Origin of the sequence: Pseudomonas sp. B23(2017) (genome assembly GCF_002113725.1) — a bacterium.
Lineage (GTDB): Bacteria > Pseudomonadota > Gammaproteobacteria > Pseudomonadales > Pseudomonadaceae > Aquipseudomonas > Aquipseudomonas putida_Z.
On record NZ_NEJM01000001.1, the window covers coordinates 395,612 to 417,021 of the forward strand.

Annotated in this window: 19 protein-coding genes; 4 read left to right on the forward strand and 15 right to left on the reverse strand. The window is 64.2% G+C overall.

Going from position 1 to position 21,410, the window contains the following annotated elements:
* Window positions 1-7: 7 nt before the first annotated feature.
* The 4 genes from CAG46_RS01735 to CAG46_RS01750 all read right to left on the reverse strand — a co-directional run bounded on the left by CAG46_RS01735 (window position 8) and on the right by CAG46_RS01750 (window position 6,116).
* On the reverse strand, window positions 8-1,732 hold the full coding sequence (locus CAG46_RS01735; protein ID WP_015272179.1) for a putative 2-aminoethylphosphonate ABC transporter permease subunit: 1,725 nt from the start codon (window positions 1,730-1,732) through the stop codon (window positions 8-10).
* 1 nt (window position 1,733) lies between these two features.
* Entirely contained in the window at window positions 1,734-2,792 is a 1,059-nt protein-coding gene (locus tag CAG46_RS01740; RefSeq protein WP_085614581.1) for a putative 2-aminoethylphosphonate ABC transporter ATP-binding protein, read from the reverse strand.
* Between the two features lie 231 nt (window positions 2,793-3,023).
* Entirely contained in the window at window positions 3,024-3,893 is an 870-nt protein-coding gene (locus tag CAG46_RS01745; RefSeq protein WP_085614580.1) for a LysR family transcriptional regulator, read from the reverse strand.
* 9 nt (window positions 3,894-3,902) lie between these two features.
* Window positions 3,903-6,116 (reverse strand): heavy metal translocating P-type ATPase, encoded by a 2,214-nt coding sequence (locus tag CAG46_RS01750; protein ID WP_085614579.1) that lies wholly within the window; start codon window positions 6,114-6,116, stop codon window positions 3,903-3,905.
* Between the two features lie 84 nt (window positions 6,117-6,200).
* Here CAG46_RS01750 and cadR point away from each other — a divergent pair, with 84 nt between their 5' ends.
* Window positions 6,201-6,644 (forward strand): cadmium resistance transcriptional regulator CadR, encoded by a 444-nt coding sequence (gene cadR, locus CAG46_RS01755; RefSeq protein ID WP_085614578.1) that lies wholly within the window; start codon window positions 6,201-6,203, stop codon window positions 6,642-6,644.
* A gap of 117 nt (window positions 6,645-6,761) precedes the next feature.
* On the opposite strand, the gene CAG46_RS01760 is transcribed toward cadR, so the two are convergent.
* Genes CAG46_RS01760 through CAG46_RS01770 form a run of 3 tightly spaced genes read right to left on the reverse strand, consistent with a single transcriptional unit; the run spans window position 6,762 to window position 9,390 of the window.
* Window positions 6,762-7,733 carry a thymidylate synthase gene (locus tag CAG46_RS01760; protein WP_013974664.1) on the reverse strand — a complete coding sequence of 324 codons (972 nt, stop codon included), beginning with the start codon at window positions 7,731-7,733 and terminating at the stop codon, window positions 6,762-6,764.
* Between the two features lie 51 nt (window positions 7,734-7,784).
* Complete coding sequence (gene lgt / locus CAG46_RS01765) at window positions 7,785-8,591, reverse strand: prolipoprotein diacylglyceryl transferase (protein WP_013974665.1); 807 nt, start codon at window positions 8,589-8,591, stop codon at window positions 7,785-7,787.
* 16 nt (window positions 8,592-8,607) lie between these two features.
* Window positions 8,608-9,390 (reverse strand): sulfite exporter TauE/SafE family protein, encoded by a 783-nt coding sequence (locus CAG46_RS01770; protein ID WP_024087873.1) that lies wholly within the window; start codon window positions 9,388-9,390, stop codon window positions 8,608-8,610.
* 129 nt (window positions 9,391-9,519) lie between these two features.
* On the opposite strand from CAG46_RS01770, the gene CAG46_RS01775 reads away from it, so the two are divergent.
* Window positions 9,520-10,266, forward strand: a complete 747-nt coding sequence (locus CAG46_RS01775; protein WP_085592453.1) for an NRDE family protein — start codon at window positions 9,520-9,522, stop codon at window positions 10,264-10,266.
* Between the two features lie 133 nt (window positions 10,267-10,399).
* Here CAG46_RS01775 and ptsP read toward each other — a convergent pair whose 3' ends face one another.
* Together ptsP and CAG46_RS01785 are read right to left on the reverse strand one after the other, a co-directional pair.
* A complete protein-coding gene (gene ptsP, locus CAG46_RS01780; protein ID WP_013974668.1) occupies window positions 10,400-12,679 on the reverse strand; it encodes a phosphoenolpyruvate--protein phosphotransferase in 2,280 nt (759 codons plus the stop codon).
* 22 nt (window positions 12,680-12,701) lie between these two features.
* Window positions 12,702-13,181 (reverse strand): RNA pyrophosphohydrolase, encoded by a 480-nt coding sequence (locus CAG46_RS01785; RefSeq protein WP_003249017.1) that lies wholly within the window; start codon window positions 13,179-13,181, stop codon window positions 12,702-12,704.
* A gap of 141 nt (window positions 13,182-13,322) precedes the next feature.
* Between CAG46_RS01785 and CAG46_RS01790 the strand changes: the two genes are divergently transcribed.
* Window positions 13,323-13,979, forward strand: coding sequence for an HAD family phosphatase (locus CAG46_RS01790; RefSeq protein WP_075046680.1), 657 nt, complete (start codon window positions 13,323-13,325; stop codon window positions 13,977-13,979).
* Window positions 13,980-14,109: 130 nt separating this feature from the next.
* Here the strand turns inward: CAG46_RS01790 and CAG46_RS01795 are convergent, their stop codons facing one another.
* Entirely contained in the window at window positions 14,110-14,535 is a 426-nt protein-coding gene (locus CAG46_RS01795; RefSeq protein ID WP_085592449.1) for a DUF2269 domain-containing protein, read from the reverse strand.
* A 148-nt stretch (window positions 14,536-14,683) separates the two neighbouring features.
* Window positions 14,684-16,198, reverse strand: coding sequence for a threonine ammonia-lyase, biosynthetic (gene ilvA / locus CAG46_RS01800; protein WP_013974671.1), 1,515 nt, complete (start codon window positions 16,196-16,198; stop codon window positions 14,684-14,686).
* Window positions 16,199-16,332: 134 nt separating this feature from the next.
* On the opposite strand from ilvA, the gene rpiA reads away from it, so the two are divergent.
* Window positions 16,333-17,007: a ribose-5-phosphate isomerase RpiA gene (gene rpiA / locus CAG46_RS01805; protein WP_013974672.1), complete on the forward strand. Its 675-nt coding sequence runs from the start codon at window positions 16,333-16,335 to the stop codon at window positions 17,005-17,007.
* Window positions 17,008-17,111: 104 nt separating this feature from the next.
* On the opposite strand, the gene CAG46_RS01810 is transcribed toward rpiA, so the two are convergent.
* The 4 genes from CAG46_RS01810 to CAG46_RS01825 all read right to left on the reverse strand — a co-directional run bounded on the left by CAG46_RS01810 (window position 17,112) and on the right by CAG46_RS01825 (window position 21,296).
* Window positions 17,112-18,014, reverse strand: coding sequence for an SdiA-regulated domain-containing protein (locus CAG46_RS01810; RefSeq protein ID WP_085614577.1), 903 nt, complete (start codon window positions 18,012-18,014; stop codon window positions 17,112-17,114).
* Between the two features lie 90 nt (window positions 18,015-18,104).
* A complete protein-coding gene (locus tag CAG46_RS01815; protein WP_085614576.1) occupies window positions 18,105-19,025 on the reverse strand; it encodes an SdiA-regulated domain-containing protein in 921 nt (306 codons plus the stop codon).
* A 182-nt stretch (window positions 19,026-19,207) separates the two neighbouring features.
* Window positions 19,208-19,873 (reverse strand): fumarylacetoacetate hydrolase family protein, encoded by a 666-nt coding sequence (locus tag CAG46_RS01820; RefSeq protein ID WP_024087876.1) that lies wholly within the window; start codon window positions 19,871-19,873, stop codon window positions 19,208-19,210.
* A gap of 25 nt (window positions 19,874-19,898) precedes the next feature.
* Window positions 19,899-21,296, reverse strand: a complete 1,398-nt coding sequence (locus CAG46_RS01825) for an FAD-binding oxidoreductase (protein WP_085614575.1) — start codon at window positions 21,294-21,296, stop codon at window positions 19,899-19,901.
* Window positions 21,297-21,410 lie beyond the last annotated feature (114 nt).

The window sequence follows — 21,410 nt, forward strand, 5'->3', positions numbered from 1 at the left end:
TTACAGGTCAGACGGTCGCGGCGCGTTGGCGCCAGGCTTGGGAGCGGCGCAGCAGGCCGCGTGAGGCTGCGGCCAGCAGCAGTGAAGCGCCGGCACTGGTCAGCAGGATCAGGGTGGACATGGCGGCGGCACCACCGACGTTGCCGGCGTCATCCATGTTCAGCACGGCGACGGCAGCCAGGATGGTGTCGGGGCTGTACAGGAAGATCGCCGCCGACACGGTGGTCATCGCCGAGACGAACAGGTAGCGGATGATGTCCAGCAGCGCCGGCAGGCAGATCGGCACGGTCACCCGCAGGAAGTGCCTGTACAGCGGCGCCTTCAGCGACAGCGCGGCGGCCTCGAACTCGCCGTCGAGCTGGCGCAGGGCGGTGGTCGCGGTCATCTGCGCGGTAGTCAGGTAGTGGGCGATGGTGCACACCACCAGCAGCCCCATGCCGCCGTAGAACACATGCAGCGGATTGCCGTTCAGGTTGAAGAAGAATACGTAGCCCAGGCCCAGCACCAGGCCCGGCACGGCCATGGGGATGAAGCTGAGCAGGCGCAGCGCCTGGTTGAGCAGGCGTTGGCCCTGGGTCTTCTCCATCAGGTAGGCGCCGGTGAAGATCACGATGCTGCCGATCAGCGCGGTGCCGATGGCCATGGTCACGCTGTTGCGGTAGGCCAGCCAGCCACCACCGGCGGTGTCCTCGAACATGTAGTGACGCAGCGACAACGACAGGTTGTAGGGCCAGAAAGTAACCAGCGACGAGTACACCGCCATGCCGATCACCAGCAGCAATGCCGCGCACACCAGCAGCACGATCGCCAGGAAGCAGGCATCACGGCCGCGCGACGGCTTGGGCTCGAACACTTGGGCACGGCCGCTCATGGCCTCGCCCTGGCGCCGGCGCAGCCAGGCATCGACGGTAAAGCTGAACAGCGCCGGCAACAGCAGCACCATGCCGATCAACGCGCCGCGGCCGAACTGCTGCTGGCCGACCACCGCCTTGTAGGCTTCCAGCGCCAGCACCTGATAGTCGCCACCGACCACGACCGGTACACCGAAGTCGGTGATGGTCAGGGTGAACACCAGGCAGAACGCTGCGAATACTGCCTGGCGCGTGGCCGGCCAGGTGATGCTGGTGAACGCTCGCCAAGGGCCGGCACCCATGCTGGACGCTGCGTCGAACAGGCGTGCATCGGCCAGCGACAGTGCCGACAGCAGGATCATCAGGGCATGCGGGAAGGTGTAGATGGCCTCGCCCAGCACAATGCCCCAGAAGCCATAGATGTTGTCGCTGAGCAACCCGCGCAGCAGCCCCTGGTTACCGAACAGGTAGACCAGGGCGATGGCCGGCAGCATTGACGGCGCCAGCAGCGGCAGCAACGAAATCCCCCGCCACAGGCCTTTGCCCGGAATCAGCGTGCGTTGCAGGGCATAGGCGAACAGGTAGGCCAGCGGCACCACGATGGCTGCCACCGTGAAGGCCACCGACAGGCTGTTGCCCAGCAGCCAGTGGAAGTTTTCACTGGCCAACAGTTCGCGGGCCGCCAGCAGGCCGCCACCCTGGCCCGCTTCTGCGCTGAAGCCGCGCCAGAAGATCGCCAGCAGCGGCATCAGCACCGCCAGCACCAGAAGGATCAGCAGCAGGCTCTTGCCGCCGACGACGAACAACCGGTCGCCCAGGGCGACGCCAGCACGCGGCGTGGCCTTGGCCTGGCTCAGCGGCAGGGACATTGGCGCGGCCATCTCAGGCAAACACCTGCAGGCTCTGCGGCGGCAGCGCCACCCAGATGTCCTGCGAGCCCAGCCGCGGCATGGCCTCGGGGGTAAGCTCCGCCAGCAGTGCATGGCCAGGCAGCGCCTTGAGCTCGAAGCTCATGCGACAGCGGTTACCGAGGAAGGTGATTTCACGGACCATGGCCGGGAACAGGTTTTCTTCGTGCACCGCCGGGTTGACCGTGATCGCCTCCGGGCGGCAGAACAGCCGTCCGCTGCTGGCCCGGGCGGAACCTGGTGCCAGACGCATGTTCATGCCACCGACCTGGGCATGGCTGTCACTGCTGCGCTGGAACGGCAACCAGTTGCCCTGGCCGACGAACTCGGCAACGAACGGCGTGGCCGGCTGGTCGTAGATTTCCTGCGGGGTGGCGTACTGCTCGACCTGGCCGTTGTTCATCACCGCAATGCGGTCGGCCATCAGCATGGCCTCGTCCTGGTTGTGAGTGACCATCAGCGTGGTGATACCCAGCTGGCGCTGCAGCTGGCGCAGTTCGGTGCACAGGTGCTCGCGCACCCGGGCATCCAGCGCCGACATCGGCTCGTCCAGCAGCAGCAACGACGGCGACGGTGCCAGCGCACGGGCCAGGGCCACACGCTGCTGCTGGCCACCGGAAAGCTGACCGGGGTACTTCTTCTCGCTGCCGGCCAGGCCCACCAGTTCGAGCATTTCGGCCACTCGCTGGCGGGCCTGATCGCGGCCGCTGCCAGTCAGGCCATAGGCGATGTTGGCTTCGACGGTGAGGTTGGGGAACAGCGCGTAGGACTGGAACAGGATGCCGTAGTCACGGGCCTGGGGTGGCAGCTCGGAGATATCGCGCTCGCCGATGTACAACGTACCGCGGTCCTGGCGCTCCAGGCCGGCGATGCAGCGCAGCAGCGTGGTCTTGCCGCAGCCGGACGGCCCGAGCAGGCACACCAGTTCGCCGGCGGCGATGTCCAGCGAGACATCGTTCAGCGCCGTGAAGGCGCCGAAGCGCTTGTGGATGTTGCGCACTTTCATCTGTGCGCCGAGGGTGGTGTGGTTCATGGCAGGGCCTCATCGAAGAGATGGGGGCCATGCTAGGAAGGCTGTGCGAAGGTTCTGTGGCTTTAGGGCAAAAGCGGGTGATAGTGGTATAGGCAGATTTTGTAGTGGCCTTCGCGGGCCCTATCGCCGGCAAGCCAGCTCCCACAGGTACTGCACAGGTTTCAAGGACTGTGGGGTACCTGTGGGAGCTGGCTTGCCGGCGATAGGGCCGGTACAGCCGCTACATGGCTATCAGAAGTGCGAACCGGCCACTTCCTGCGCCACCCCAAGGAAGGCCGCCGGCAACCGGGCCTGGCGCCGCTCCTTCAGGCAATACAGGTACTCATGCATCACCGGCGCGTTCTCCAGCGCCAGCACCCGCAACTCAGGGTTGTGCGGCACCTCGTGCCGGGCAATCACGCTGATGCCGATATTGCGCAGCACCGCCTCACGGATCGATTCGCGGCTACCAATCTCCAGCAAGGCGCCGGCCTTCACCCCGGCCTCCTGCATCATCTGCTCGGTCAGCTTGCGTGTGGTCGAGCCCTTCTCGCGCATCAGCAGGCAATGGCCGGCCACCACGTCAATGGACACCGCCTGGCGGTGTGCCAACGGATGGTTGCGATGCACCGCCACCACCAACGGGTCAGTCCCCAGCACCCGCCGCACCAGCCGAGCGTCTTCCAGCAGTTGCGACGAAGCGGCGATATCCACCCGGTAGTCCTCGAGCATCTCCAGCACCTGCTGCGAGTTGCCGATTTCCACCGCCACTTCCACCTGCGGCAGGCGTTCGCGGTAGATCTTCACCAGGTCGAGAATGTAGTAAGGCGCCGTGGCCGCAATGCGCAAGCTGCCCTGGGCCTGGCCGCTGTTGCGCAACTCGAACTCGATGTCGGCCTCCTGCTGCAGCAGTGCCTTGACCATCGGCAGCAGGCGCACGCCCTCCTCGCTCAACACCAGGCGCCGCCCGCCGCGGTAGAACAGCTCCACCGCGTACTGGCTCTCCAGGTTGCGAACCTGCGTGGTCACCGTGGGCTGGCTGAGGCCGAGCTTCTTCGCCGCCAGGGTGATGCTGCCCAGGCGGGCCACCATGTAGAAGGCTTTAAGCTCCGAACTCAGCATGCACGTCCTCTATTTGCGCAACAGGCGCAAGCCGTTGAACACCACCAGCAGGCTCACGCCCATGTCGGCAAACACCGCCATCCACATGGTGGCCAGGCCGGCAAAGGTGATCGCCAGGAATATCGCCTTGATGCCCAACGCCAGAACGATGTTCTGCATGAGGATCGCCGCACTTTGGCGCGACAGCCTGACGAAGGCCGGGATTTTCCGCAAGTCGTCGTCCATCAGCGCCACATCGGCGGTCTCGATGGCGGTGTCGGTACCGGCTGCCGCCATGGCAAAACCGATCTCGGCACGAGCCAGCGCCGGGGCGTCGTTGATACCGTCACCGACCATACCCACCCGATGGCCCTGGGCGTACAGGGTTTCGATGCTCTTGAGCTTGTCGGCAGGCAGCAGGTTGCCTTCGGCACGGTCGATGCCCACCACGGTGGCGATGGCCTGGGCGGTATGCGGATTGTCACCGGTCAGCATGACAGTCTTGATGCCCAGCTCGTGCAGCTCGGCGATGGCCTGGCGACTGCTTTCCTTCACCGTGTCGGCCACCGCGAACAGCGCCAACGGGCCGGAGCGGTCGAGCAGCAGCACCACGGTCTTGCCCTGGCGCTCCAGCGCATCCAGCAGGGCCTCGAGCTCGGGCGAGCACAGCCCCAGTTCCTCGACCAGACGGTGGTTACCCAGGTGGTAAACCTCACCCGCGATGGTACCGCGCACGCCGCGCCCGGCCAGGGCGGCGAAGTCATCGACCTCGCTCAAGGCCAGGCCTTGCTCCTTGCCGAACTGGGCAATGGCGCGGGAAACCGGGTGGTCCGAACGCTCGCCCAGGCTGGCGGCCAGGGCTTGCGCGCGGCCTTCGAACAGCGGCTCCAATACCTTGGCATCGGTCTGCACCGGCTTGCCATGGGTGATGGTGCCCGTCTTGTCCAGGGCCAGGAAGTCCAGCTGGCGCCCGCCTTCCAGGTACACGCCACCCTTGATCAGGATGCCCTTGCGCGCGGCGGCAGCCAGGCCGCTGACGATGGTCACCGGGGTCGAGATCACCAGGGCGCATGGGCAGGCCACCACCAGCAGCACCAGGGCGCGATAGACCCAGTCGAACCAGGCACCGGCCATGAACAGCGGCGGTATCACCGCAACGGCCAGGGCAATGGCAAACACCACCGGGGTGTAGATGCGCGAGAAGCGGTCGACGAAACGCTGGGTAGGCGCCCGCGCGCCTTGCGCTTCCTCGACGGCCTTGATGATTCGCGCCAGGGTCGATTGCCCGGCAGCAGCGGTAACGCGGAACTCCAGCGCCCCTGCCTGGTTGATGGTGCCGGCGAACAACTTGTCGCCCACGGCCTTCTCCACAGGCAGGCTTTCGCCGGTGATCGGCGCCTGATCGACGGTGGATTGCCCGCTGGTCACTTCACCGTCCAGGCCAATGCGTTCGCCGGGGCGTACCCGCACCAGGGCCCCGATGGCCACTTCCCGCACCTCCACTTCCCGCCATTGGCCATCGGCCTGGCGCACGGTGGCCATGTCCGGGGTGAGCTGCATCAGGCCGCCAATGGCGTTGCGCGCGCGGTCCAGCGAGCGGGCTTCGATCAGCTCGGCGACGGTGAACAGCACCATCACCATGGCCGCTTCCGGCCACTGGCCGATCAGCACCGCGCCAGTCACGGCAATGCTCATCAGCGCGTTGATGTTGAGGTTGCGGTTTTTCAGGGCGATCCAGCCCTTCTTGTAGGTACCCAGGCCACAGCCGAGGATCGCTGCCAGCGCCAGCGCCGCCACCACCCACTCAGGCGCTAGTGCGGCAAAGTGCACGATTTCGGCGGCGATCGCGGCAATGCCGGACAGCGCCAGCGGCCACCAGCGGGTCTTGCCCACTTGTGATGCGCTGGCGGTGCCATCGTCTTCGGCGCCAAGCGGCTCGGCTTTCATGCCCAGGCTGTCGATGGCCTGCTCGATTTCACTAGTGCCACCCAGGGTGTGGCGCACGCCAAGCACACGGTTGATCAGGTTGAATTCCAGCTGCTCGATACCGGCCAGCTTGCCCAGCTTGTCCTGGATCAGGGTCTGCTCGGTAGGGCAGTCCATGGCCTCGATGCGAAAACGGCTGAACTGGGCGTGGCTGCTGCCCTTTTCGCTCAGCTGGACCAAGGCTGGCGCAGCAGCGCTGCCACAGCAGCTGTGGGCGTGGTGATCGTGCTTGTGTTCGTGGCTGACAGGCTGGTTCATGGGGTCATCCTTAATTTGAGCCTGTTGCCAAGTGAACACCCTGTAGCCACTATAGGGTCAAGCCACTTGCTGGAGAATTTCGTGATGAAGATCGGAGAACTGGCCAAAGCCACCGACTGCGCCGTGGAAACCATCCGCTACTACGAGCGTGAACAGCTGCTGCCGCAGCCGGCGCGCAGCGACGGCAACTACCGGCTGTACACCCAGGCCCATGTCGAGCGGCTGACGTTCATCCGCAACTGCCGCACCCTGGACATGACCCTGGATGAAATCCGCAGCCTGCTACGCCTGCGCGACAGCCCCGATGATTCGTGCGGCAGCGTCAATGCGCTGATCGACGAGCATATCGAGCATGTACAGGCACGGATCGATGGTCTGGTGGCGTTGCAGGAACAGCTGGTGGAGCTGCGGCGGCGCTGCAATGCGCAAGGGGCGGAATGCGCGATCTTGCAGCAACTGGAGACGAACGGGGCGGTATCGGTGCCGGAAACCGAGCATTCGCATGTGGGGCGAAGCCACGGGCATTAAGCCAAAAGCTTCGCGGGTAAACCCGCTCCCACAGGTACTGCACAGGCCTGAGCTTTGTGCGGTCCCTGTGGGAGCGGGTTTACCCGCGAAGAGGCCGGTACAGGCAATAGAGATCTGTCACACCGCCATCGGCGCCGTCATCGGCGCATGGTGCTCATACCCTTCCAGCCAGAAATCGCTCGGCTCGATCTTCTCCAGCCACTCCGGCTCGTACTTGCCCGTCTCGGCAAACGCCGGCACGCGGTCGCTGATCACCAGCTTCGGCGCTTCCAGCGGCTCACGCTTGAGCTGCTCGTTGAGCATGTCCAGGTGGTTCTCATACACATGGGCATCGCCGATGAAGTAGGTGAACCAGCGCGGGGTGTAGCCGGTCAGGCGGCCGAACAGCGACAGCAGCGCCGCGCCTTCGGTGAGGTTGAACGGCGTACCCAGGCCCAGGTCGTTGGAACGGATGTAGAGGGTCAGGGAAATCTCCCTGGTCTCCACATTCGGGTGGAACTGGTACAGCAGGTGGCACGGCGGCAGGGCCATTTCGTCCAGCTGCGCGCAGTTCCAGCCGTGGAACAGGATACGGCGGCTGCCCGGGTCGTTGGCGATGGTGTCCAGGCACTGGCGCACCTGGTCGATGGCCTTGTACAGGATGACGAACGCGACGCCGTCCTCCTCGTCCTGGGCGATGCGGCGGAAGCCCGCCTTCTCGGCCATTTCGATGGCCGCCGGGTTGCTCAGCGGGATGCGCTTGTAGCCCGGCCACTGGCGCCATTGCACGCCGTAGATCTCGCCAAGGTCGTCATGGCCCTGACGGAACGGGTTGGCCAGCCACTGGGCGTTCTCGTTGGCGTTCTGGTCCCAGACCTTGCAGCCCAGTTCGCGGAATTCACCGGCGTTCTTCACGCCACGCAGGAAACCGACCATTTCGCCGATCGCCGACTTGAACGCCAGTTTGCGCGTGGTAATGGCCGGGAAGCCCTTCTGCAAGTCGAAACGCAGCATGGCGCCCGGCAGGCTGATGGTGCGGATGCCGGTGCGGTTGCCCTGCAGCGTGCCGTTGTCGATGACGTCGCGGACCAGGTCCAGATACTGTTTCATGGCTTACCTGTAGCAAAAACGGCAGGGGGATCGCCCCTGCCGTGGGATTAATCAGGCGGGTTTCGCCGTAGGCTTGCGATTATAAGCCCACCAGATCAGGCCAAGGCCAGCCAGGATCATCGGTACGCACAGAATCTGACCCATGGTCAGCCAGCCCCAGGCCAGGTAGCCAAGCTGGGCATCCGGTACGCGGACGAATTCGACGATGAAGCGGAAGATGCCGTAGAACAGCGCGAACATGCCGGATACCGCCATGGTCGGCCGCGGCTTGCGCGAGAACGCCCAGAGAATCAGGAACAGCGCCACACCTTCGAGTGCGAACTGGTAAAGCTGCGATGGGTGACGCGGCAGCTGCGCCGGGTCGCTGAACGGCGGGAAGACCATCGCCCATGGCACGTCGGTGGCCTTGCCCCACAGCTCGGCGTTGATGAAGTTGCCGATGCGCCCGGCCCCCAGGCCGATCGGCACCAGCGGCGCGACGAAGTCCATCAGCTCGAAGAACGACTTGTTGTTGCGCTTGCCGAACCACAAGGCCGCCAGCATCACGCCGATGAAACCGCCGTGGAACGACATGCCACCCTTCCACACCTCGAAGATCAGCGTCGGATTGGCCAGGTAGGCGTGCAGGTCGTAGAACAGCACGTAGCCCAGGCGACCACCGACGATCACACCCATCGACAGCCAGAACACCAGGTCGGAGAGCTTTTCGCGCGTCCAGGTGGGGTCGAAGCGGTTCAGCCGGCGCGAGGCGAGCAGCCAGGCACCGCCGATGCCGACCAGGTACATCAGGCCGTACCAATGGATTTTCAGCGGCCCGATGGCCACGGCCACGGGGTCTATCTGCGGGTAAGGCAGCATGGAACTTCCTCTCGATTCAAATCAAAAAGCTGAGGCCGACACAGAACAGCAGGGCTGCGAACAGGCGTTTCAACAAACGTGGCGACAGCTTGTGCGCCAGGCGCGCGCCGAAGCGGGCGAAAAACATGCTGGTCACGGCAATGCCGAGCAGCGCCGGCAGGTACACGTAACCCAGGCTGTGGGCCGGCAGATGCTCCTCGTGCCAACCCAGCAGCATGAAACTCAGGGCACTGGCCAAGGCAATCGGCAGGCCACAGGCCGAAGACGTGGCCACTGCCTGCTGCATGGGCAGGCTGCGCCAGGTCAGGAACGGCACGGTCAGCGAACCGCCGCCGATGCCGAAAATGGCCGAAGCCCAGCCGATCACCCCACCTGCACCGATCAGCGCGGGCTTGCCGGGGATGCCGCGACTGGCCTTGGGCTTGAGGTCCAGGGCCATCTGCGCGGCGATGACCAGGGCGAACACACCGATGATCTTTTGCAGCAGTGGCCCCTGGATCAGCGAGGCGGTCTTGGCGCCGACACCGGCCCCGAGGAGGATGCCGAGGGTCATCCAGGCGAAGATCGGCCATTGCACCGCGCCCTTGCGATGGTGCTCGAGCACGGCGTTGATCGAGGTGAAGACGATGGTTGCCAGCGACGTACCGACAGCCAGGTGGGTCAGCACCGAGGCATCGAAACCCTGCAAGGTGAAGCTGAACACCAGCACCGGCACGATGATGATACCGCCGCCCACGCCGAACAGCCCGGCCAGCACACCGGCGCAGGCGCCCAACAGCAGATAGAGCACGAATTCCATTCGTCTTCCCCGAAAAAACAATGCGGCATGGTAACGGAAGCCGGGCTCGGGGCTCTAGTGAACAGTGTGTCAGGATGGATCCTCCCCGCCGCTGTGGGTACAGTGGCAAAAAACCCAGAGGCCCGACCGATGTGCCTGATCGTATTCGCCTGGCGGCCGGGGCATGCCCTGCCGCTGATCGTGGCGGCCAACCGCGATGAGTTCTATGCCCGCCCCACCCAGGCCCTGGCGGCCTGGGAGGATGCACCCGGGGTATATGCCGGGCGCGACCTGGAGGCCGGCGGCACCTGGCTGGGCGTCGGCCCGCAGGGGCGGTTCGCGGCGCTGACCAATATTCGCGACCCGGCGCAGGCTTTGGGGCCGCGCTCGCGGGGCGAGCTGGTGGCGGCGTATCTGCAGGGGGAGTTGGGGGTCGAGGCCTATCTGGACCAGGTGGCCAGCCGCAGCAGGCAATATTCAGGGTTCAACCTGCTGGTGGGCGATGGGCGGCAGCTGGGCTATCTGCATGCCCGGGACGCAGCGCCGCGCTTGCTGGAGGCCGGGGTTTACGGGCTTTCCAATGCCGGGCTGGATACGCCTTGGCCGAAGCTGGTGAAGGCGCGCAGTGGGCTGGAAGGGTTACTGGAGACGCCAGAGCCACAGCGCTTGCTGGCGTTGCTGGCCGATGCCGAACCGGCGCCGGAGGGCGAGTTGCCGGAGACGGGCGTGGGGTTGGCGACCGAGAAGCTGCTGTCGAGTGTGTTCATTGCCAGCCAGAACTATGGGACGCGGGCGAGCACGGTGCTGATTGTGGATGATCAGGGGAAAAGGCGACTGGTTGAACGCAGTTTCGGGCCCTTTGGTGGGCATTTGGGGGAAGTTGAGTTGCTGGTCTGATAATTTGATGTTGCTTGCTCCGGCCTCTTCGCGGGTAAACCCGCTCCCACAGGTACTGCGCCGCATCTGAAGGCTGCGCTGTACCTGTGGGAGCGGGTTTACCCGCGAAGAGGCCGGAACAGGCACCCCACATTCAGAGGGTTTTATTGGCCCCAGGCCCGATCATCCGCGCCAACCCAAGGTTTTTCAGGGCCAGTTGCAGCGAGCTGTGGATAACCTGCGGGTTGTCATGACTCAAGGCCTCGACCAGCAGCTCCTTGGCCTTGCTCATATTCACCTGTCGCAGCATCCACTTCACCTTCGGCAGGTTGGTGGCGTTCATCGACAGGCTGTCGAAGCCCATGGCCATCAACAGGATCGCCGCTGCCGGGTCACCGGCCATCTCACCGCAGATACTCACCGGCTTGCCTTCGCCATGGGCGTCGCGCACCACCGTGTTCAGCGCCTGCAACACCGCCGGGTGCAGGTAGTCGTACAAGTCGGCGACCCGCGGGTTGTTGCGGTCCACCGCCAGCAGATACTGGGTCAGGTCGTTGGAACCGACCGACAGGAAGTCCACCTGCCGCGCCAGTTCCTTGGTCTGGTACACCGCCGCAGGAATTTCCACCATCACGCCAACCGGTGGCATCGGCACATCGGTGCCTTCGTCACGCACCTCGCCCCAGGCGCGGTGGATCAGGTGCAGCGCCTCTTCCAGCTCATGGATGCCGGAAATCATCGGCAGCAGGATACGCAGGTTGTTCAGCCCCTCGCTGGCCTTGAGCATGGCGCGAGTCTGTACCAGGAAGATTTCCGGGTGGTCGAGGGTGACGCGAATGCCGCGCCAGCCGAGGAACGGGTTTTCTTCCTTGATCGGGAAGTATGACAGCGACTTGTCGCCACCGATGTCGAGGGTACGCATGGTCACCGGCAGCGGGTGGAAGGCCGCCAGCTGCTCGCGGTAGATGGCCAGCTGCTCTTTTTCGCTGGGGAAGCGCTGGTTGATCATGAACGGCACTTCGGTGCGGTACAGCCCCACCCCTTCGGCGCCACGCTGCTGGGCACGGGCCACGTCGGCGAGCAGGCCGGTGTTGACCCACAGCGGCATGCGGTGGCCGTCCGGGGTAACGCACGGCAGTTCACGCAGGGCATCCAGGCCCTGGGCCAGCTGGCGCTCCTCCTCGACCACGTCGCTGTACTGCTTGCGCAGCACTTCGCTGGGGTTGGTGAACACCTCGCCCTTGTAGCCGTCGACGATCATCTCGATGCCGTCGACCTTGGAATAAGGCAAGTCGACCAGGCCCATCACCGTGGGGATACCCATGGCGCGAGCCAGGATGGCGACGTGGGAGTTGCCCGAGCCCAGTACCGAGACCAGGCCGACCAGCTTGCCTTCCGGCACTTCGCCGAGCATCGCCGGGGTCAGCTCTTCACTGACCAGGATGGTGTTGTCGGCATACACCAGCGACTGCGCGCGGGCTTCCTGCAGGTAGGCCAGCAGGCGCCGGCCCAGGTCCTTGACGTCGGAGGCGCGCTCGCGCAGGTAGTCATCGTCCATCAGCTCGAAGCGGTTGACGTGCTCGCCCACCACCTGGCGCAGTGCGCCCTGGGCCCACTGGCCGGTCTTGATGACCTCGGTCACCTCACCGCCCAGGGCCGCGTCTTCGAGCATCATCAGGTACACATCGAACAGTGCACGCTCCTCCGGGCGCAGCTGGGTGGCCAGCTTGGCCGACAGCTTGCGCATATCGTCGCGCACACCTTCGAGGGCGTTCTGGAACAGCTTCAGTTCGGCGTCGATGTCATCGACGGTCTTGTCCGGTACCACTTCCAGATCGGCTGGCGGCAGCATCACCACTGCGCGCCCCACGGCGGCGCCAGGCGAGCCCGGTACACCGACGAAGCGCGCCTCCTGGATACCCTTGCCCTGGCGGCCCAGGCCACGGATCGAGCCGGTGGCCTCGGCGTGGGCGATAACCCCTGCGAGCTGGGCGCTCATGGTGACCAGAAAGGCTTCTTCGCCCTCGTCGAACTGGCGGCGCTCCTTTTGCTGGATGACCAATACCCCGACCACGCGGCGGTGGTGGATGATCGGCGCGCCGAGGAAGGAGGCGAATTTTTCCTCGCCGGTTTCGGCAAAGTAGCGGTAACGCGGGTGGTCGGCAGCGTTTTCCAGGTTCAGCGGCTCTTCCCGGGTACCGACCAGGCCGACCAGGCCTTCGTTGGGGGCCATGCTGACCTTGCCGATGGAGCGCTTGTTCAGGCCTTCGGTGGCCATCAGCACGAAGCGGTTGGTTTCCGGGTCGAGCAGGTAGACCGAGCAGACCTGGCTGCCCATGGCCTCCTTGACACGCAAGACAATGATCCCCAACGCCGACTTGAGATCTTTGGCGGAGTTTACTTCCTGGACGATCTTGCGCAGCGTATTGAGCATGGCTCGGGGTCGAACTCCGTCGTCAGTCGCGCGTCAGCAGACGCGGTGCTAGCTCTTTCAGGGCGCGTCGGTAGACCTCGCGCTTGAATGTCACAACCTGGCCCAGCGGGTACCAATAGCTGACCCAGCGCCAGCCGTCGAATTCCGGCTTGCCGGTCAGGTCCATCCGCACCCGTTGTTCGTTGCTGACCAGACGCAGCAGGAACCATTTCTGCTTCTGGCCGATGCACAGCGGCTGGCTATGCGTACGCACCAGTCGCTGGGGTAAACGATAACGCAACCAGCCACGGGTGCAGGCAAGAATTTCCACATCATCGCGTTCAAGGCCAACTTCTTCGTTCAGCTCGCGGTACAGGGCATCTTCCGGCGTCTCGTCAGGGTTGATGCCACCCTGGGGAAACTGCCAGGCATCCTGGTTGATCCGTCGAGCCCATAGCACCTGCCCGGCATCATTCGTGAGAATGATCCCGACATTGGGGCGAAAACCATCCGGGTCGATCACGGCAGCAACCTCGCAAACGCATGTCACCGCATTGTTCCACAAAGCTTGCGAGCGCAGCAACGCGCCCGCCAAGCTTATGTGCAGCAGCGTGAAAACTCCGTATTCTGCGGGCCTACCCTGTGGCTTATGCGAGTGACCGCGATGCGCCTGGCTTTATTCGACCTGGACAATACCCTCCTCGGTGGCGACAGCGACCATGCCTGGGGTGACTACCTTTGCCAGCGCGGCATCCTCGACCCGGTTACCTACAAGCAACGCAACGATGGCTTCTATCAGGAATACCTGAACGGCACCCTGGACCTGCAGGCCTACCTGGCCTTTTCCATGGAAATCCTTGCGGCAACACCGGTAGCCCAGCTCGACGAATGGCACCGCGACTTCATGCGCGACTGCATCGAGCCGATCATCCTGCCCAAGGCGCTGAGCTTGCTTCAGCAGCACCGCGAGGCCGGCGACCAGCTGGTGATCATCACCGCCACCAACCGCTTCGTCACCGCACCGATTGCCCGGCGCCTGGGGGTTCGCGTGTTGCTGGCGACCGAATGCGAGATGCGTGATGGCCGCTATACCGGGCGTAGTACCGATATACCGTGTTTCCGTGAAGGCAAGGTGACGCGGCTGGAGCGCTGGATGCTGGAGAACGGCTTCGATCTTGAAGACAGCTATTTCTATAGCGACTCGATGAACGATTTGCCGTTGTTGCAGCGAGTGGCGCATGCGGTGGCGGTGGACCCCGACCCGAAGCTGCGGGCGGAGGCCGAGATGCGCGGGTGGCCGGTGGTTTCGCTGCGGGATTGAGGTTTTCCTGTGCCGGCCTCTTCGCGGGCATGCCCGCTCCCACAGGGATCACCACAAGCCTGGAGGGCTGCGCCGTACCTGTGGGAGCGGGCGCGCCCGCGAAGAGGCCGGCACATACAGCACAAGCCTGTCAGACCGGCTTGGCCCCCATCAGCCCGGCGATGGACAGGAAGCAAACCCCACTGAACACCGCCAGTGCCAGGGTAAAGCGCAACCCCACCACCTCGGCCTTGCGCAGCCGGTTCAGCCGCACCAGCAGCCACCACACGGCAAACGCGCCCAGCGTATAGATGACGCTGGACGCCAGCACCCAGGTCTGCCCCAGCGGCCAGCCCACCAGGTGCACCAGCCACCAGCCGGTAAATGGCATGCTCACCAGGCACAGGCCCATCACCAGCCAGACGAACACCAGCGGCCGACGCAGCAGCTTGGCGTAGGCCTCGGCATCGCCCTGGCGGCGGGCGCGCACGGTCCAGAGCGCCAGGCCCAGAGCACCCAGCAGCAGGAGCGCGGTGGCGAGGATATGCAGGGTCTTGAGGGTGGTCAGGTGTTCCATGTCTCGGTTGTCCTTAAGCAGGCCATTTTGTGCAGGCTTCTTCGCGGGCTTGCCCGTTCCCACAGGGATATCACAGGCCCTGAAGCCTGCGCATTACCTGTGGGAGCGGGCAAGCCCGCGAAAGGGCCATCAGCCCCAGCTTAGCCGCTCAGCCCAGGAACAGCTTGTAAGCCGGGTTGTCAGTCTCGTCCCAGTACGGGTAGCCGATCTTCGCCAGCGCCGCCGGCACCAGATGGCGCTCGTCTTCCGGCACCTGCAACCCCGCCACCACGCGCCCGTCAGCGGCACCATGGTTGCGGTAATGGAACATCGAGATGTTCCAGCGCCCGCCCAGCTTGTTGAGGAAGTTGAACAGCGCCCCCGGCCGCTCGGGGAACTCGAAGCGCAGCACCATCTCGTCACTGGCACCGGCCGAATGGCCACCGACCATGTGGCGAATATGCAGCTTGGCCAGCTCGTTGTCGGTCAGGTCGGTAACCGGGAAGCCCTGCTCGGTCAGTTGCTGTACCAGTGCCGCACGCGGGTCGTTTTCCGGGTGGGTCTGCACGCCGACGAAGATATGCGCCTCGTCGGAGGTGTGCTTGCGGTAGTTGAATTCGGTGATCTGGCGCTTGCCGATAGCCTCGCAGAAGGCCTTGAAGCTGCCCGGGCGCTCAGGGATGGTCACGGCGATGATCGCTTCGCGCTTTTCACCCAGCTCGGCACGCTCGGCCACATGGCGCAGGCGGTCGAAGTTGACGTTGGCACCGGAGTCGATGGCCACCAGGGTCTGCCCGGTCACGCCGTACAGCTCGACGTACTTCTTGATGCCCGCCACGCCCAAGGCGCCGGCAGGTTCGGTGATCGAGCGGGTATCATCGTAGATATCCTTGATAGCCGCGCAGATCTCGTCGGTACTGACGGTGACCACTTCATCCACATGATGGCGGCAGATATCGAAGGTGTGCTGGCCGATCTGCGCCACCGCCACGCCGTCGGCGAACAGCCCGACCTGCGGCAGCACCACGCGCTCGCCGGCCGCCATGGCCGCCTGCAGGCAGTTGGAGTCGTCCGGCTCGACGCCAATCACCTTGATTTCCGGGCGCAGGTACTTCACGTAGGCAGCAATGCCGGCGATCAGGCCGCCGCCACCCACCGGCACGAAGATCGCGTCCAGCTGGCCTGGGTGCTGGCGCAGGATCTCCATGGCCACGGTGCCCTGCCCGGCGATGGTGTGCGGGTCGTCGTAGGGGTGCACGTAGACGAAGCCCTTTTCATCGACCAGTTTCAGCGAATAGGCCAGCGCCTCGGGGAACGAGTCGCCATGCAGCACCACCTTGCCGCCCCGCGAACGCACGCCTTCAACCTTGATTTCCGGGGTGGTCTTGGGCATCACGATAGTGGCCTTGATGCCCATCTCGCGCGCTGCCAGGGCCAGGCCCTGGGCGTGGTTGCCGGCGGAGGCGGTGACCACGCCACGGGCCAGTTCTTCCGGGGTCAGTTGAGCCAGCTTGTTGTAGGCCCCGCGGATCTTGAACGAGAACACCGGCTGCAGGTCTTCGCGCTTGAGCAGAATCTGGTTGCCCAGGCGCTTGCTCAGCTGCCCGGCGCTCTGCAGCGGGGTTTCGACCGCAACGTCGTAGACGCGCGAGGTGAGGATCTTCTTGACGTACTGTTCGAGCATCGGGAATGCATCACTGGGCCGCGGGACAAGGGCTGGGAGTCTACCCCAGCGCTACGTCGGGCGACCACAGCAAAGCCGCCCGAGCCGTTATACTAGGCTCTTTTCAAAACCGCCCTGCCCCTCTCGGAGCCCGCATGACCCAGGACCAACTCAAACAGGCCGTCGCCCAGGCCGCTGTCGACTTCATTCTGCCCAAGCTGGATGAAAAGAGCGTCGTCGGCGTCGGCACCGGTTCGACCGCCAACTTCTTCATCGACGCCCTGGCTCAGCACAAGACCGCCTTCGACGGCGCGGTCGCCAGCTCCGAAGCCACTGCCCAGCGTCTGAAGGGCCATGGCATCCCGGTCTACGAGCTGAACAGCGTCAGCGAACTGGAGTTCTACGTGGACGGCGCCGACGAGAGCGACGCGCACCTGAACCTGATCAAGGGCGGCGGCGCAGCCCTGACCCGCGAGAAGATCGTCGCCGCCGTGGCCAAGACCTTCATCTGCATCGCCGACGCCAGCAAGCTGGTACCGGTGCTGGGCGCCTTCCCGCTGCCGGTAGAAGTGATCCCGATGGCCCGCAGCCACGTGGCGCGCCAGCTGGTCAAGCTGGGTGGTGACCCGGTGTACCGTGAGGGCGTGGTTACCGACAACGGCAACGTGATCCTCGATGTGCACAACCTGCAGATCACCAACCCGGTGGAGCTGGAAGCACAGATCAACGCCATCGTTGGCGTGGTGACCAACGGCCTGTTCGCGGCGCGTCCGGCGGATTTGCTGCTGCTGGGTACCTCTGAGGGCGTGAAGAGCCTCAAGGCCGAGTGACCTTCTTCGCGGGCGCGCCCGCTCCCACAGGTATTGCACAGGGTCCAAAACCTGTGGCGTACCTGTGGGAGCGGGCATGCCCGCGAATAGGTCCTCACAGGCACTCACTCCGCTGGCTGTTTGAACACATAGAACAAGTTCGGCTCACTGACCATATAGATGGTCCCTGCCTCATCCATCGCAATCCCCTCCGCCTGCGGCACCGTCTCCTGCAACCCCTGGAACCCCTTGCGCAACGACAAGGTACTCAGCGGCCGGCCCTCCACATCCAGCTCCAGCACCAGCCGCGACTCGTCCGACAGCGCCAGCAGGTGCCCGCTGCGCTCATCGAACTGCAAGCTCGACAGGTCCCGCACGAACAGCCGCGAATCGCGCTTGCGGTCCTGCACCACATGCACCGCATAGGGCTGCTCAGGGTTGTCGTGCGGGAAGCCATGCACCTCGTAGATCAGCATCGGGTCACGCTCCTTGGCCACGAACAGGCGCTTGCCCGCCGAATCGTAAGCCAGCCCCTCGAAACCCTTGTTGCCGTTCAGGCCAATGCCCAGGGTCAGCTGCTCGGCATCGCCGGCATCGAGGAACATCGTGTCGTCCTCCAGGCGCACGCGAATCAGCCGCTGCTGACGCTCGTCGGTGATCACATAGCTGTTGGGCCCGACGTACTCCACGGCTTCCGGGTCGCCGAAGCCGGTCAGCGGCACCCGGCGCAGGATGCGGCCGTCCAGCGACAGCTCGATCAGCTCCGAGCGGGCATTGGTGACGGTAAACAGGGTCTTGCGGTCGGGGTCGTAGGTCAGCGCCGATATGTCGTCATCCAGCCCTTCGACCGGCTGCGCCTCCACCACCACCCGGTAGCGGTCCAGGCCGATGCTCTGCTCGGCGGGCTGCCACCAGGCCTTGAGGTTGAACCAGCCACGCTCGAACAGGCGGAACTCCTGCCCGGCCAGGCCGAGCAGCAGCAGGCCGATGGCGGCCAAAACAAGGAACAGGCGAACAGAACGGCGCATGAGGGCAGACTCGACATAGGGGTGGCGAATCTAACCATGAACCACTGAATTAAAGCTTAATGCCAGCATCCGAAAAGTCGGATGTTGGGCTCAGTTCTTTCTGAAGCGATAGAACAGGGCCGGCTCGCTGACCATGTACAAATTGCCCTTGTCGTCCATGGCCACCCCTTCGGCACGCGGAATGGTGTCCTGCAGGCCGTTGAAACCGCCGAGCAAGGTCATGAAGCTGACCTGCTGCCCCTGCTCGTCCAGCTCCAGCAGCATGTTGGAATCGGCCGACAACGCCAGCAGGTGGCCGGTACGCGGGTCGACGCCCAGCGCCGAGAGGTTGCGCAGGTCCAGTTCATCGTTGGGCAACGGCTGCTTTTCGCCCGTGAGCGGGCTGCGGCCATCGGTGTTCCAGGTGTACAGCCTTGGCGGGCGCTCCTCGCCGATGACCAGGCGCTGGCGCAGCGGGTCCCAGGCCACCGCCTCGAAGCCCTTGTTGCTCTTCACCGACTGGCCCAGGTCGTGGCTCTGGAAATCATCATGGTTCAAAGAGGTGGTCTGCGCATCCACCTTGACCACGGTCAGGTCGTGCAGGCGCTCATCGGTGATTGCCAGGAAGCCGTCTTCCAACACGGCGACGCCTTCCGGGTTGTTCCAGCCATTGAGGGGGATCTTGCGCAGTACATCGCCATCCAGGCTCAGTTCGACCAGGATCGGGTTCTTGCCCATGACTGCGAACAGGGTGCGGGTACGCGGGTTGAAGGCCACATCCGAAGCTTCATCGTCGTCCATGCCCGGCAGCGGCTTGGCATCGATGTCGACCTGGTAGTCCGGCAGCCATACGCTTTCGCTGCGCTCGGCGGTGCTTTCGAAGCTTTCCTTGACCCACAGCGCGCCGCGGTCATCCCAGTGCATGGCCACGGCCACGCCATAGCCAATTACCGCCGCCGCGGCCAGGCCGAAGGGCCAGCGCAGGAAGAAACGACGCTTGGGGGTTGCCGGGGCGCTGGAGGGAGATGGCATGCAGGGGTCCTGGGGAAATGGGCGTAGGTTCGCGCATTATCCGGATCAGGTGTGAAAAATCGGTAAACAGGACCGGCCTCTTCGCGGGTGAACCCGCTCCCACAGGGTTCTCCACAGGTTTGAAGCTTGTGATATTCCTGTGGGAGCGGGCGTGCCCGCGAAGAAGGCGACGCGGTCTCGAATCAGAGCACCCGGCTTTCGAAGCGGCTCACACCCGGCAGCTCCAGCACCAGTTCGTCACCGACATTGAACGGCCCCACACCCGCCGGGGTGCCGGTGAGAATCACATCCCCCGCCTGCAGCGAGAAATGCGCGGCCATGTACTGAATCATCGGCACGATCGGGTTCAGCATCATCGCGCTGTTACCGTCCTGGCGAACTTCGCCGTTGACGGTCAGGCGCACCGGGATGTCGGTCACGTCCTCGAAGCTGGCGGCCGACACGAACGGCGGCAGTACGCAGGCGCCGTCGAAGCACTTGGCCAACTCCCATGGCAGGCCCTTCTCTTTCAGCTTGGCCTGCACATCGCGCAGGGTGAGGTCCAGCGCCGGGGCGTAACCGGAAATGGCGTCCAGCACCTCTTCCTCGCTCGGATGAGTCGACAGCGGCTTGCCCAGCAGCACGGCAATTTCCGCCTCATAGTGCACCGAGCCACGTTCCGTCGGAATCTTGAAGCCGCCCTCGGCCGGCACTACGCAGCTGCCCGGCTTGATGAATAGCAGCGGTTCGGTGGGGATCGGGTTGTCCAGCTCCTTGGCATGCTCGGCATAGTTACGGCCGATGCACACCACCTTGCCCAGCGGGAAGTGAATGCGTGTGCCGTCTACGTACTGGTGCTGGTAACTCATGGCCGACTCCTCTGGATACTGCTTTCTATTCAGGTGCGAAGATCTTACCCGGATTCATGATGCCGTTAGGGTCGAACACGGCCTTTATTGCCTTCATGCAGGCGATTTCTTCGGGCGAGCGGCTGTAGCCCAGGTAGTCTCGCTTGGTCATGCCCACGCCGTGCTCGGCCGAGATCGAGCCGTTGTAGCGTTTGACGATATCGAACACCCACTTGTTGACCTTGGTGCACGAAGCGAAGAAGTCATCCTTGCTCATGTGCTCGGGCTTGAGGATGTTCAGGTGCAGGTTGCCGTCGCCGATGTGGCCGTACCACACCACTTCGTAATCCGGGTAATGTTCGGCGACGATGGCATCGATATCGCGCAGGAACGCTGGCACTTTCGATACCGTGACAGAAATGTCGTTCTTGTACGGGGTCCAGTGCGAGATGGTTTCCGACAGGTACTCGCGCAGTTTCCACAGGTTTTTCAGCTGGGTCTCGCTCTGGCTCATCACCCCGTCCAGCACCCAGCCTTGCTCGACGCAGTGCTCGAAGGTGGCCAGGGCTTCGTTGGCCACCTCCTCGGTGCTGGCCTCGAATTCCAGCAGCGCATAGAACGGGCAGTCGGTCTCGAACGGCGCCGGCACATCGCCACGCGCCAGGATCCTGGCCAGGCCCTTGTCGGAAAAGAACTCGAAGGCGGTCAGGTCCAGCTTGCCCTGGAAGGCATGCAGCACCGGCATGATCGAGTCGAAATCCGGGGTCCCCAGCACCATCGCGGTGAGGTTGCGCGGCGCACGGTCCAGACGCATGGTGGCCTCGACCACAAAGCCCAGGGTACCTTCGGCACCGATGAACAGCTGGCGCAGGTCGTAGCCGGTGGCGTTCTTGATCAGGTCCTTGTTCAGCTCCAGCAGCTCACCCTTGCCGGTGACCACTTTCAGCCCGGCCACCCAGTTGCGGGTCATGCCGTAGCGAATCACCTTGATTCCGCCGGCATTGGTGCCGATATTGCCGCCAATCTGGCTGGAGCCGCTGGAGGCGAAGTCCACCGGGTAATACAGGCCCTGTTCTTCGGCGTAGGCCTGCAACTGGCGGGTAATCACCCCTGGCTGGCAGACCACGGTGCGGTCGAAGGCATTGAAGCCGAGAATCTGGTTCATGTAGTCGAAGGCGACCACCACTTCGCCATTGGCCGCCACGGCGCCTGCGGAAAGCCCGGTACGCCCGCCCGACGGCACCAGCGCCACCTTGTGCGTATTGGCCCAGCGCACGATCGCCTGCACCTGCTCCACCGTCTTGGGGAAGACGATGGCGCTGGGCGCCGGTGGGTAATGCTTGGTCCAGTCCTTGCCATAGGCTTCCAGGGAAGCTGCGTCGGTCAGGACCTTGCCAGGGTCGACAAAGGTCATCAGTTCATCAATAGCAGCGGGGTGGGTCATCGCTGGAACTCTCGACTTATTCATAGTCACCCTGAGCACTCTTCACCTGTCGGGATAAGCTCAGATTGTGTCGCGTATGCTAGCATAGCCCTCCCGCTGTTCATGCTAAGGCTG